Source organism: Phenylobacterium sp. GW823-FHT02A09, assembly GCF_058797775.1.
Window position 1 is genome coordinate 1 of record NZ_JBXAJZ010000003.1, and the last position, 11,904, is coordinate 11,904.

Consider the following 11,904-nt stretch of genomic DNA (forward strand, 5'->3'; position numbering starts at 1 on the left):
CGCGGGGTGGAGCAGCCCGGTAGCTCGTCAGGCTCATAACCTGAAGGTCACAGGTTCAAATCCTGTCCCCGCACCCAGCACAACCTCACAGTTTGAGGATCCTGAGGCCCTCTCGGCGAAACCGAGTAGGGCCTTTAGTTTGCCGTGCACCTCGAGATCGAATTTCCCGAGCCCGGCCAGCGGCTTGAAGTCGACGCGCTCAATGAGCTTCCGAACTTCGCCGACAACCTCTTCCCCATCTTCCCCTTCAAACACTTCGTGCAGCCGCTCGGCCAGCAGGCCGTAGGCCGCCGCTGCGCCCGGGTGCAGCACAATCGGGCTCGGCGTCTCAACGGACGCCAGCTTGGACACCAGCTCCGACTTGCGAGACTTCAGGCCGGACGTCAGCGCCTCGAGCTCGGGCATCTCCATCATCTCATTCAAGAACAGGTCACGCGCGCGCGTCAGCTTGCGCTCGATCTCGGCGAGCTCGCGCTCAATCGGCGCACGGCTGGCGAGGATCTCCCGGCGTTCAGCATCAGCCGACTGCCGCAGCTCGTTCACCGCCTGGCCGATTGCTTCAGGAGTCAGCAGGCGGCGACGAATACCCTCGATCACCCGCCGCTCAACCGTTTGGGCGGTGATGATCTTGCCGTTGTTGCAGGTCCCGCGCTCTCGGTTGGCGCTGCAGGCGTACTTCCCGCCGTTGAGCGTCATCGCTGATCCGTCGTCTCTACCCAGCGGCCTTGTAGGCTGCAGGTCATGCCTTGCGCTCAGGTCCTCACCAAACCTTGTCAGGTGTGGTTGGCGAGGTTCTGAGTAGGGCGAATTTCCGGGGGTCCTGGGGGGCGGCGAGCCGGAATTCGTCGTGAGCTCTTTTGCCTACGCTGCAACTCGGCCGACCCGGCCTTGGGCATTTCTCGCGCTCTGATTGTCGAGTGAGATAAGAAAGGCCTAAGGTGGCCATGGTTAAGCTGGGGAACCTCGGTGTTCGGCATACTGAACTCCAACATCTTCACGCTATTTGCGGGCGCGAACCGTCGCCTCTACGAAGAGGTGCTGGTGTGCGCCTACTCGACCTGGTTTCGAGCCGATCTGCTCTTTCCGACCCAGACCGAGGTTGTCGGCCTGATCTACGATCTCTTGGGGGAAGCCCCCGAACTCTGGCGGGAAGACGAAGCTCCTGTGTCGCTGGATCAGGTGCTTGGGCGCAAGGGCCGCCGCCTGCGCCGCCGCGGCCTCGCCGATGTCGACGATTCCGCCACGACCGAGGCCATGGGCCGCGCCCGGCATATCTACGCGCGTCTACTGGAGACCGGCTGGCTGGAGGAGAACCGCTACGGGCTGCGAGTCACGGTCGATATGCCTGCAGGCGCGATGCGGTTGCTCGAATTCCTCTGCCTGCTCCGCGAGGGCGTGTCGGAGGAGCTCGGCGGCCTCGTCATGCAGGTGAAGACCGCCGTCGAGGCCGCGCGACAGAGCGCCCGGGAGAATGCGCTCGGCCTGCACAAGGCGGCGCGGGACGCGGCCGCCTTCGGGCGATACCTGCGTAGCGTCCTGGCCGCCCTGCGCGACGTGGATCGGCGGGTGCTGACGAGCGAGAACATCGAAGAGCGGCTTGAGCATTACTTCGAAGGGTTCGTCAGTCGCGTCCTCCTGAAGGACTACGCCGCGATCACCACCACCTCCCATCCTTATCGCTTCCGCCACCGCATCTTTGAAGCGCTTGAGGCGCTCGAAGGCTCGATGGTGGACATGCAGATCCTTGCCGAGGCCTATCTCGAAGCCCGGCTGGTCGGCGACGCGGCCGAGGCGATGGACCTCGTGCGTGACGACATCAGCAAGATCCGCACAGTGTTCGACCGAATCGAGGAAGCGTTTCGGCGCATTCAACAGCATCGCACCCGCCTCGAAGCTCGGCTGCGCAACACGGTCCGTTACGCCGGCCGCAAGACGGGAGCATTCCTGGCGCGGAGCGAGGCGCTCGTGGGGCGGCTCGACCGGGTGCTCGCGCTCGGCGCCGCGCTGCCGATCGGCGGCGCGCTGGAAACCTTCCGTTCGCCGCTGGCGCCGACGCTTCTCGCTCGCCCGAGAGGATCCCGCGTGCCAATCGTCGGGGACGCCCTCGTCCTGCCGACGGACGATCCGGTGTGGGCGCTGCGCCGGCAGCTGGAGCGCGCCTATCAGGCTCGATTGGTGGTGGATCCTACGCAGGTGGTCCGGTTTCTGGAACGCCGCGTACCCCCCATGGGCGAGAGCCTCGCGGCCAACCTGCACCTCGACACCCTGGACGACTTCCTGGCTTTCGAGGCCCTACGCCGCGTCGTGCCGCTGATCGTCTCCGGCGCACCGGGCTCGGATACGCTCAGCAAGCGGCTAGCCAAGCACTTCGCCTTCACCGTGACACCCGAGGACGGGGTCGACAACGACTGGATACGGTGCGCCGGCTTCCGGATTCGGCGCCTCTCCGACCACGTCACCCTGGAGGATGCTCGTGCTTCTTGAGTTCACGCAGCTTGAGGAGCGCGATCCGCGGCTTGCCCAGCGCACGACCCAGGTGATCGCACACCTTCTGCGTCATCAGTTCCTCCATATTGAGGATCGCGGCTCGACCTCCATGCTGGAAACACTCCAGCGGCCTGCTGCACGCTCGCTCGTCACCGGGTACTTCGATGTTGCCGGCTACCGTCTGGTCGTGCGGGAGAGCGAAGGCTGGGCCGGCATTCTTCCGGACACCGAGCGCATCAGCCCAGCTCGCATGCGCTTGGACGAAACTCTGGTCCTGCTGATGCTGCGCCGGCTCTGGGAAGAGGCCGTCCAAGACGGCGACATTCAGGCGCGCGGCACGGTGCTCATCACCCTCAATCAGGCCTACGACGCATATCAGGAGATCGTCGCCCGCGCCCGCCGTCCGGCGCTGAATGTCATCGCCTTCCGCGACATCGTGGAGGGACTTGCGCGGCGAGCAATCGTCGGGTTGGGCCCATATGACGACGAGGCGCAGGATATGGAGCTCACCCTCCGCCCGCTCGTCGCGACCGTGGCCGGCGACGATTTCCTGGCCGCGCTCGAAACGCTGCTGCAGCGGGCCGACGCCGTCGACGAAGAGCCTGAGGCCCAACCGGAGCCGGATCAGCCGGTCGAGGCGGCTGACGCGGAGACGGTGGAATGATCCAGCTCAGCCGCATCTCGCTCGTCCAATGGCACCTCTTCCCAAAGGCGGAAATTGATGTCGTCGGGGACGCCGCAATCTTGGGACCGAACCGGTCGGGCAAGTCGACGCTGATCGACCTCATCCAGGCCGTCCTGACCGGCGGTTCGGCCAACCTCTACAAGTTCAACAGCTCCGCAGGCGAACGCGGCGTCCGATCGGAGCGGACGCTGCGGGCCTACTGCTTGGGTCAGCTGGATGCGCACACGTCGCTGCGGACCGAGGCCGTCACCCATATTGCGCTCGTCTTTGATGACCCGGTCGGCCAACGCCCTCCGGTGACCGTGGGCCTTTGCGTCACCGCATCGGTGCGCGAGGACGCCCGTATTGAGGCGCGCTATGTGGCGATCGGCGTCAGGGCCGATACCAGCTACTTCATTGAAGCCGACGCCGAGGGGCGCGAACGCTCAGCGCTCTGGCCGGTCGTTCGCGACCGGCTTGACCATGCCTGCCAAGCCGCCGGCGGGCGGCTGCTCAGGAATGACAGCGCGCGGGCGCACATCCGCGAGTACATGCGCCAGCTGTTCACGGACCGGCGCACGCCGCCTGAGGATCTGTTCGCCCGCACCTTCGTCATGGCGCTCTCGTTCTCGGACATCCCGTCCGTCGAGGATTTCGTCCGCAAGTATCTTCTCGAGAAGAACGACATCGACATCGGCGAACTTCGCGAGTCCATCCAGCGCTATCGGCAGATTCAGAAGGACATCCACGATCTGCAGAACCGGCTCGACGCGCTGCGGGAGCTGCAGGCGCAGATCGACCGGTTCGACGGGCTCCTTAAGAAGGAGGAGATCGCCCGAGGCGTGGAGCGAACGGCCGCCCTCATCGAAGCCGGCGCTATGGTCTTTGCGAACTTCAAAACCAAGCGCGAGAAGACCTTGGCCGTGCAGGAGGCGACGGCCGAGATCGGCCGCTACGACGCCCGCATCGCTCAGGTCGAGGCCACGATCGAGAGCCTGGATGGCCAGATCAACGCCTCGGACGCGGCGAGCCAGCGCGCGGTGCTCACTTCTGAACAACGGCGGCTCGAGACCGAGCGCGCCGATGTCCTGCGCAGGCTCCAAACCCGCTTTGTCGACGCGTACCGCGCGACCGAGCTCCTCGCTTGGCGCGAAAAGCTGCAGCCGCTCCGCATCGGTGACGTGCTGCAGCCTTTGGAGGCCGTCCAACGGCTCGGCTCCGGCTTGCAGCCGCCCGACTGGCCGCGAGATCCGGTCAGTATCGATCGGTCTCTGCATCAGGCTGCCACCGCCGCCGCCGTTAAGCTGGCCTTCGTTGAGGAAAAGCGTGACGAGGTCTTGGGTCTCCGGCGAGACGTCAAGCTCGCGATCCAGGATGCGGATCGTCGCCTGGCGGCCTCACGAAGCGGGGTCGTGGCGCTCGATCGCAAGACCGAAGCCCTGATGGAGACCTTGCGAGACGCGGGCATGGCGCCCCGCGTGCTCTGTGAGGTGCTGGAGGTCTCCGACGAAGCCTGGAGAGACGCCGCCGAAGCGTTGCTGGGCCGGGATCGGGAAGCGATCCTCGTCGCGCCAGAGGACGCGCAGCGGGCGGTCGAAATCTATCGTCGCGGCCGTGACGCCTACCGGGGCTGCCGCGTCGCCAACACCCGGCGGCTCGCGGAGGAAGCGCGTTCAGCGCCAAGCGGCAGTCTGGCGAGCATCCTGACCAGCGAGGACGATCTGGCCACGGCGTTCGTGGTCGGCCGGCTGGCCGGCGTTCGTCTCGCGGAGAATGAGGCCGATCTGATCGGGGCGCGGCGCGCCATCATGCGGGACGGCACCTACAACGACGGCATCGTCGTCGAGACCCGTCGGCCGACTGACTTGAAGATCGGCCGCACTGCCGCGGGGCTGATGGTCGGCCAACTGGAGAAGACGCTGGCGGATGCCAAGGCGATCCATGCCCAGCACGACGAACGTGCGCGGTTCTATGAAGACGTGGTGCGTCGCTTGGAGCGGCTGTCGACGGAGCCAGGCGACGCGGATCGTCTGCCGGCGCTGGTCGACGCGCTGGCGGATTGCGATGAGCGGCTCCGGGATGGCCAAAGGCGGATCGCCGAGGTGCTGTCTCAGGTCGATCCCAAGCTGCATGCCGAGCTTGAGGAGGCGCGCGCCGAGCTGAAGGCTCTCAACGCCGATCTGGGCGAAATTCGCGAGTCGCGGGGCGGCCTGCAAAAGGAGTTGGCGCAAGTCACCTTCAACCTCGGCCAGGGTGAAGGACAGCTGGGCTCAGTCCTGGCGCTCAAGGCGCGCCGCGGGCGCTTCCGCGAACGGATCGGCAAGCTCGTGTTGTGGACGCCGATCCGCGCCCAGTACGCCAAGCTTCGTCCCGGTCGCACGCCAGCGCGCATCGCCGCCGAGACCGGCAGGGAAGCGGAGTTCGCCGCGTCGCAGGCGAGAGAGGTCGAGTACGACATCCGCGATCGGGTCACACGCTTTCGGATGGAGTTCGGCGTCGAAGCGCCGGCCGTCGAAGACGGCGGCATTTTGAAAGTCCTGCGCCCCTGGGTCGACGAGAATGTGACTTTGCTCGAGACCAACGAGCTGATTCGATACCGACGCCACGCCGACGAAGCGGTGGAGCAGGTCATACGGATCTTCCGCACCGCATTCGTCCACGAGCTCAATAGCCGCTTCAATACGGTGGAGTCAGAGATCGAAGGCATCAACCGCGCTCTGCGGTCGCGGCCCTTGCACGGTGAGGTCTATACGCTGAAGGCCGCAGTCAAGCCGGAATTCGAGGCGCTCTACCGGCTGGCGCGAGACAGCGAAACCGACGACGAGACGCTGGCGGCCTTGTTCGGGCGCGGTGCGCCGCGCGACGATCGCCATGCCGAGGCCCTGAAGGTTGTCGAGCGATTGCTGCAGGACGATAGCCTGTCGCTCGACCTCTATCAGGATTACCGTGCCTACTACAGCTTTGACCTGAAGATGCGCGACGTCAAACTGGGGCGGGAAAATAGCTTCGATCGCCGGCGCGGCGTGGCCAGCGGCGCCGAGCGGCAGGTGCCGTTTTACGTCGTCATTGGCGCAGCGCTCGCCAATTCGTATCACGGCGCAAGGCCAAGCGGATTGCAGGGCATGGGCCTTGCCGTGTTCGATGAGGCCTTCAGCAAGATGGACGGCCCGAACCAGAGGACCTTGCTCAGCTTCTACCGCGACATCGGATTGCAGGTGGTGATCGCCGCGCCGAGCGAGAAGCGGGCGGCGGTTTACGAGAACCTCGACACGATCATAGACGTCCATCGCTTCGGCGATGACGTCGCCGTCGAGACCTCGGTCATCAAGGATCTGACGCGCGCTGCGATGCGCGAGGCCAACCCGCAGCATCGAAGCGACGATGAGCTGCGACGCGAACTCGCCACTGAGGCGCCTGAGGTCGCCGCCGAGTGAGCCAGCGGCACTTCACTGACGCCGCGGCGCTGCTCAACGACCTTCTGACCCGCCACGAGACCAGGCCCGGCGCCGAGCGGCTCAGAGCGCGGCTGGATGAGGCCGCGTTCGCGTCCGTTCAGGACGAGGCCGATTGCCTGGCCAGGCTGGAAGCGGCGGAGCGCGCAGGCGGCGTGCGCATCGTCCGTCGCGAGATCGACGGCGTGACCCGCGTGCAGTACGTCGCCCTGACGGACGCCGCAGCACTCTACTCCCACTTAGGTCGTGCGCCCTCGCGGGACGACGTCGATACGGCGCTTGCCGCCCACCGGCGCAATGCGTCCGCCGAAGTTCAACCCGTCCTCGACGAGATCGCTGAGGCTTGGGCGCGAAAAGTCGGGCGATACGGCCTGCCCGCCGGTGCGACGTCTGCGTTGGAGAAAGCGCTCAAGCTCGTGACCGCTCTGGAGGGCCGAACGACGAACCCTGGCGGCGCCGAGATCGACTACCGGACCTTTTCACGCGCTGTCGTCAACGACAGCAAAGCGTTGGAGCGCCTCAGAGGCCCGGTGCTGCGGCTCTTCCGGCGGCTGTCGCCAAACGCGCCGCCGTTGGACCTGGACGACGTCGAAGCGCTGGCAAGCCTCGGTCTCCTCCGGCTGCCGCAGCCGTTCTTGGCGTCAGGCCCGCTGGCGCTGGAGGGCGCGCCCTGGCCGCCGGTGACCTACCTGGGTCTTCCACCCGATGACGCCCACCGCCTTACCCTTGTTCGTCCCGTAGACTATGTGCTGACCGTCGAGAACTTCACTTCGTTCGTGCGGCATGCGCGCGAGATCAACCAGGGACGCCAGGGGCTCGTGCTCTACAGCGGCGGCTTTCCCTCCCGCGGCGCGCTGCAGGCAATTGTCCATCTCGCGGACCTGGCCAAGGTGCCGACCTTCCACTGGGGCGACATCGACCCAGGCGGCCTGCGGATCTTCCGCTATCTGGAGGCCGCCCTTCGCGAGCGTGGCGTCATGCTGCGCGCCCACCTGATGAGGGCGGACCTCCTCGCCGCAGCCGAAGGGCGCGCGGGGGATGTGAAGATCAAAGCCGGCGACGCAGCCGGCAGCGCCGTCGCGGCGCTATGGGACGTCCTGGCGGCGGGACCCGGCGGCTGGGGCTTGGAGCAGGAAGCGCTCGACCCGCAGGCACCCAGTTTCGCGCAGTAGGCTCAGGGTTCGCCAGAGCGGCCGCTCACTTGGTCTTGGCTTCCAAAAGGGCTTCGGCTGAATTGTTGGCGTAGTCGCCTCATCACCGTGAGTGTTTCCGTGTCCCGAGAAGATCCTCGGGATCTCGGAACACTGAGCGAAACCCCTGTGGCAAGCTACCTTGAAGCGCGCCGGCACGCCAAGCGACCGGAGGCATGGGGGCGGGCGGGTCCAAAAGCCGACAGTCGCCCTAAGCTGCGAACACCACGGGGATTACTGTGAGGTTCTGTTCAAATCCTGTCCCCGCACCCAAGGTTCTTTCTAGGCCCCCAAGCTTCGCTCGGGGGCTTTTTCGTGTCTGGAACCCTGCGTCAGGGGCCCTCCATCGCCGGCCAATCGGGCATGGCGAGCTTCACCGGGCGGCCGGCTTCGACGCCTTCGAGGTGCTGCAGAAAGCTGGCGATCCCGGCCGCGCCCTGCATGTAGCCGGTCTGGGCCTGGATGAAGTCGGGACGGTCGCGGTGCTCGGCCTGGCGCCAGAGCCGCCGGTCGCCGTCGAGCTCGCTGGCGTCCAGGATCACCGCCGCGCAGCGTCGCGCCAGCTCGAGATAGCCTTCGTCGCCGGAGCGCCGGGCCAGCAGCAGCGCGAACTCGCCGACCCCGGCGTCGCCGCAGCACTGACCATGGTTGTTCCAGAAGCCGGCGGACCGCGCCTCCGGGGCGCCCGCGCCCTCGATGCCGGCGACCAGTTGGCCCAGGGCCTCGGCCCACTCGGCCTGGCCGGTGAGCGCATGCAACTCCAGCAGCAGCCGGCCGGTGCCGGCGGGCCCATGGCAGGCGCCGAGATAGAAGATCGGCTTGCGGGTGTCCTCGTTGTGGCAGACCAGCCGCCCGCTCCCGATCGGATGGCTGCGGCTCATCGCATAGCGTGCGGCGGCGATGGCGGCGTCGAGATAGCGGGCCTCGCCGGTCGCCCGGTGCAGCTGCAGCAACGCGTAGCCGACGCCCGCGCCGCCATGGGCGAAGTTGGGGGCGGTGAACTGGAACGGCATGTCGGCCATCATCTTCCAGCGCAGGCCCTCGGGCGTCGGCTCGGCGACCTCCAGCAGCCGTTCGGCCGCGGCGCGCGCCAGCGGCAGGGCCTGGTCGTCCAGCCCCTCGCGGTCAGCATAGAGCAAGGTCAGGATCACCCCGGCCGAGCCGACGGACTGGTCGAAGACTTCGCGGTCTTCAGTAAAGCCGGTGATGTCGCCGAACGGCGCGGGCTCGATCCAGCCGACGCCGGCCCCCAGCGGGCGGGCCAGGTCGCGGATCTTGCCGAGACAGAAGGCGGCGCCGTCGCGGTAGCGGGCCTGGCCCGTGATCCGCGTCAGCTCGCCTAGGACGAACACGTAGCCGCCCCAGCCGGTCGAAGAGTTGATCGAGAGATCCTCGAAGGTCGGCAGCGCCGCGAGGATCTCGTCGCCGGCGGCGATCGCCTTCTCCATCAGTTGCGGCTCGCCCGACTGGGCGTGAAGCTCGAGCAGCAGCAGGATCACCCCGCCGGCGCCATGATAGAGACTGTGGGCAGCCCGGGCCTTGGGGTGGTCGTTGGTGCGCCAGACCGCGCCGGTCCGCTGCGACTCGATGAAATTCAGCGCTTCGCGCGCCGCTTGTCCGTACCCGGTCATTTCCGCCCGTCCTTGTTTTGAGCAAGGCTAGCGGCGAGCGAACCTAGAGGCCAGCGCGGAACACCCAGTGCGGCCAAACCTGCTCGGAGTGGAGCTTGCGCTTCATGACCAGTTCTTCGACCGCCTCGGTGGCGCCGATGCAGGAGGGGGTGTCGGCGTCGTCGTAGACGACGTAGCCCCCGCGGGCCATGCGCGGCCAGACCGCGTCCTGGGCGTACTTCACGCCCGAATAGATGTCGCAGTCGATGTGGGCGAGGCCGAAGGTCGGCCGCTCGCGGGCGATCGCCGGGAAGGTGTCCTGGAACAGTCCCTTCACGACCACGAGGTTGGTCAGCCCGAGCGTGTCGCGGCGCTCGACCAGGGCGTCGTAGGAGCTGTCGCCGAAGTCGCCCGGGCCGTGCAGGTCCCGGGCTGCGTCGGTCGCCGGCATCCCGGCATAGGTGTCGCAGGCATAAACCTTGGCGCCCGGCGCTACGTCCCAGAGGACGCGGGCCATGAACAGCGCATTGCCGCCGCGATAGGAGCCGAACTCGATGACGTCCTTCCCGGCCAGGCCCGCGTAGAACGAGGTCAGGATCAGGAACAGGTTCATCCGCTTGGCCTCGACCATCACCGACCAATGGGCGGAAGCCTCCAGGCCGGCCTGGTAGAGCGGATGGTGGGCGACGCGCTCGGCGACCCCGGCATGCATCAGGCCCCAGCCGCGCTGGTAGCCGTCATGCGCCGACCGGCCCCGGGCGATGGTCTGCGGCGTGCCGATCTCAGGTAGAGAGATAGCGGTCATGCGCCTATTGCTAGGGGGCTTTCCGCCGCTCGGCAATCGCGGTTCTGTGACTAGGCGGTGGCCGTATCGTAGCTGCGCCAGGCGCTTTCGCAGCGCTTGGCCCGCGAGGCCCGGCGCAGATCTTCGAGGCGCGTCTCGAGCTTGGCGGAGGCGGCCGGCGCGGCGGCGCCGAGCGAGGCGGGGAAGAGATAGGCCTGAGCCGTCTCGCCCCCGCGCGTCAGCGGCTGGCGGCGGGCGCCGGAGCCCACTGCGCGTTCGGTGAGCGCCAGCTGGGCGGCGATCTCGCGGCAGGACAAATGACTGTAGTCGGTGCGCGGGGCCGTGGCGGCCGTCCGCTGAGTATCGGTCGTCGTGCAGGCCGACAGCAAAGCCGCCGCGGCGATCGGCAGGACCGCGCCTCGCATCCTGGAGCCCTCCCTGAAGGGTCGTTGTTGCGAAGACTTTGGCACGACGCTCGCAAATGTCTTCAGGGAACGTGCGGCGGGCGAGCGACTTCACGGAATTGCGCACGTCAGGCGCCGCCGTTACCGCCCGGAACCGCGCAGGATTGTCGTTTTCTTGAGCGCGGAACGGGCCTATATGTGGCTTTGCTTGATTGCACCGCCCGGCCGAAAGGCCGGGCGCCGTCATTTTGGAAAGACCGTCATGACCGAGATTCTGATGCCGAAGGCGACCGCTGTCTGGCTGGTCGACAACACCTCGCTGACCTTCGATCAGATCGCCGACTTCTGCGGCCTGCATCCGCTGGAAGTGAAGGGCATCGCCGACGGCGAAGTGGCGCGCGACATCCGCGGCGCCGACCCGATCGCCAACGGCCAGCTGTCGCGCGAGGAGCTCGACAAGGCGCAGGGCAATGACAAGTACCGCATGAAGGCGCAGAAGAGCCGCCACGCCGAGCTGCTGAAGCCGGTGAAAAAGGCCCCGCGCTACACCCCGGTCTCGCGCCGTCAGGACCGTCCGGACGCCATCGCCTGGTTCATCCGCAACCACCCGGAAGTGGCCGACAGCCAGATCGCTCGCCTGCTGGGCACCACCAAGGCGACCATCGACCAGGTCCGCAACCGCAGCCACTGGAACTCGGCCAACATCAAACCGGTCGACCCGGTGACGCTCGGCCTGGCGACCCAGATGGAACTGGACGCCGTGGTCAAGAAGGCCGCCGACAAGAAGGCCAAGGACGACGCCCGTCGCGGCATCGTCGACGGCCCGACCCTGGAGCCGGCCTCGGAGACGGGCGCCTTCGGCGGCGTCGCCGAGCAGGACGACCAGCCCTACGCGGCCGAGCCGCCGCACTTCGACGACGAGGACGGCGAAGAGGACTAAGGTTCAGGGAAGGGGCGGCGCGGCCGCCCCTTTTGCGTTCGCCGGCTGGTCAGGGAGCGCTGACACGCGCAGGCGACCCTGCCGATCGCCTCCGGGGACCCGTGGAAACGATCGATCAGGGTCGACTGGCGTCCGTCCCCCGCCCGCACGGACGAGGAGGAAACCGTCCCTAGTGCGCTTGCGCGCCGAGGGCTTCGATCTCCTCCTTGAGCTTCAGCTTCTTGAGCTTCAGTTCCTTCAACTTGGTGGCGTCTGCGGCCGGCCTGTTCGTTTCCTCCTCGATCATCCGGTCCAGATTCTGGTGACGGAAGCCAAGTTCACGGATACGGGCTTCGACGGCCATGACGTGTCATCTCCTTGTCGAACTACTGTC

Annotated in this window: 10 protein-coding genes and 1 tRNA gene; 7 read left to right on the forward strand and 4 right to left on the reverse strand. The window is 67.0% G+C overall.

The features are described from left to right. The 6 genes from AC1Q87_RS12625 (at position 1) to AC1Q87_RS12650 (ending at position 7,775) form a co-directional block, all read left to right on the forward strand. Positions 1 to 77, forward strand: a tRNA-Met gene (locus AC1Q87_RS12625). 67 nt (positions 78 to 144) lie between these two features. Further along, on the forward strand, positions 145 to 702 hold the full coding sequence (locus tag AC1Q87_RS12630; RefSeq protein ID WP_492609287.1) for a hypothetical protein: 558 nt from the start codon (positions 145 to 147) through the stop codon (positions 700 to 702). Positions 703 to 966: 264 nt separating this feature from the next. Continuing rightward, positions 967 to 2,484 carry a Wadjet anti-phage system protein JetA family protein gene (locus AC1Q87_RS12635; RefSeq protein WP_492609288.1) on the forward strand — a complete coding sequence of 506 codons (1,518 nt, stop codon included), beginning with the start codon at positions 967 to 969 and terminating at the stop codon, positions 2,482 to 2,484. Next, positions 2,474 to 3,151, forward strand: coding sequence for a DUF4194 domain-containing protein (locus AC1Q87_RS12640; protein WP_492609289.1), 678 nt, complete (start codon positions 2,474 to 2,476; stop codon positions 3,149 to 3,151). Before AC1Q87_RS12635 ends, AC1Q87_RS12640 begins: the two co-directional genes overlap by 11 nt. Beyond that, positions 3,148 to 6,585, forward strand: a complete 3,438-nt coding sequence (locus AC1Q87_RS12645; RefSeq protein WP_492609290.1) for an SbcC/MukB-like Walker B domain-containing protein — start codon at positions 3,148 to 3,150, stop codon at positions 6,583 to 6,585. Before AC1Q87_RS12640 ends, AC1Q87_RS12645 begins: the two co-directional genes overlap by 4 nt. Continuing rightward, positions 6,582 to 7,775, forward strand: a complete 1,194-nt coding sequence (locus tag AC1Q87_RS12650) for a Wadjet anti-phage system protein JetD domain-containing protein (RefSeq protein ID WP_492609291.1) — start codon at positions 6,582 to 6,584, stop codon at positions 7,773 to 7,775. The genes AC1Q87_RS12645 and AC1Q87_RS12650 overlap by 4 nt, the downstream gene beginning before the upstream one ends. Positions 7,776 to 8,125: 350 nt before the next feature. Here the strand turns inward: AC1Q87_RS12650 and AC1Q87_RS12655 are convergent, their stop codons facing one another. The 3 genes from AC1Q87_RS12655 to AC1Q87_RS12665 are packed head-to-tail and all read right to left on the reverse strand — an operon-like array spanning position 8,126 to position 10,612. Then, positions 8,126 to 9,424, reverse strand: coding sequence for a lanthionine synthetase LanC family protein (locus AC1Q87_RS12655; protein WP_492609292.1), 1,299 nt, complete (start codon positions 9,422 to 9,424; stop codon positions 8,126 to 8,128). 43 nt (positions 9,425 to 9,467) lie between these two features. Beyond that, positions 9,468 to 10,208: a TylF/MycF/NovP-related O-methyltransferase gene (locus AC1Q87_RS12660; RefSeq protein ID WP_492609293.1), complete on the reverse strand. Its 741-nt coding sequence runs from the start codon at positions 10,206 to 10,208 to the stop codon at positions 9,468 to 9,470. Positions 10,209 to 10,258: 50 nt separating this feature from the next. Beyond that, a complete protein-coding gene (locus tag AC1Q87_RS12665; protein WP_492609294.1) occupies positions 10,259 to 10,612 on the reverse strand; it encodes a hypothetical protein in 354 nt (117 codons plus the stop codon). A 241-nt stretch (positions 10,613 to 10,853) separates the two neighbouring features. Between AC1Q87_RS12665 and AC1Q87_RS12670 the strand changes: the two genes are divergently transcribed. Further along, positions 10,854 to 11,531, forward strand: coding sequence for a DUF1013 domain-containing protein (locus AC1Q87_RS12670; RefSeq protein WP_492609295.1), 678 nt, complete (start codon positions 10,854 to 10,856; stop codon positions 11,529 to 11,531). Positions 11,532 to 11,700: 169 nt separating this feature from the next. Here AC1Q87_RS12670 and AC1Q87_RS12675 read toward each other — a convergent pair whose 3' ends face one another. After that, positions 11,701 to 11,874 carry a DUF465 domain-containing protein gene (locus AC1Q87_RS12675; RefSeq protein ID WP_183776984.1) on the reverse strand — a complete coding sequence of 58 codons (174 nt, stop codon included), beginning with the start codon at positions 11,872 to 11,874 and terminating at the stop codon, positions 11,701 to 11,703. Positions 11,875 to 11,904: the final 30 nt, after the last annotated feature.

Coding starts and splice junctions, on each gene's coding strand:
- AC1Q87_RS12675 (WP_183776984.1), bottom strand. CDS start 11,874: ATGGCCGTCGAAGCCCGTATCCGTGAACTTGGCTTCCGTCACCAGAAT.
- AC1Q87_RS12660 (WP_492609293.1), bottom strand. CDS start 10,208: ATGACCGCTATCTCTCTACCTGAGATCGGCACGCCGCAGACCATCGCC.
- AC1Q87_RS12645 (WP_492609290.1), top strand. CDS start 3,148: ATGATCCAGCTCAGCCGCATCTCGCTCGTCCAATGGCACCTCTTCCCA.
- AC1Q87_RS12670 (WP_492609295.1), top strand. CDS start 10,854: ATGACCGAGATTCTGATGCCGAAGGCGACCGCTGTCTGGCTGGTCGAC.
- AC1Q87_RS12665 (WP_492609294.1), bottom strand. CDS start 10,612: ATGCGAGGCGCGGTCCTGCCGATCGCCGCGGCGGCTTTGCTGTCGGCC.
- AC1Q87_RS12655 (WP_492609292.1), bottom strand. CDS start 9,424: ATGACCGGGTACGGACAAGCGGCGCGCGAAGCGCTGAATTTCATCGAG.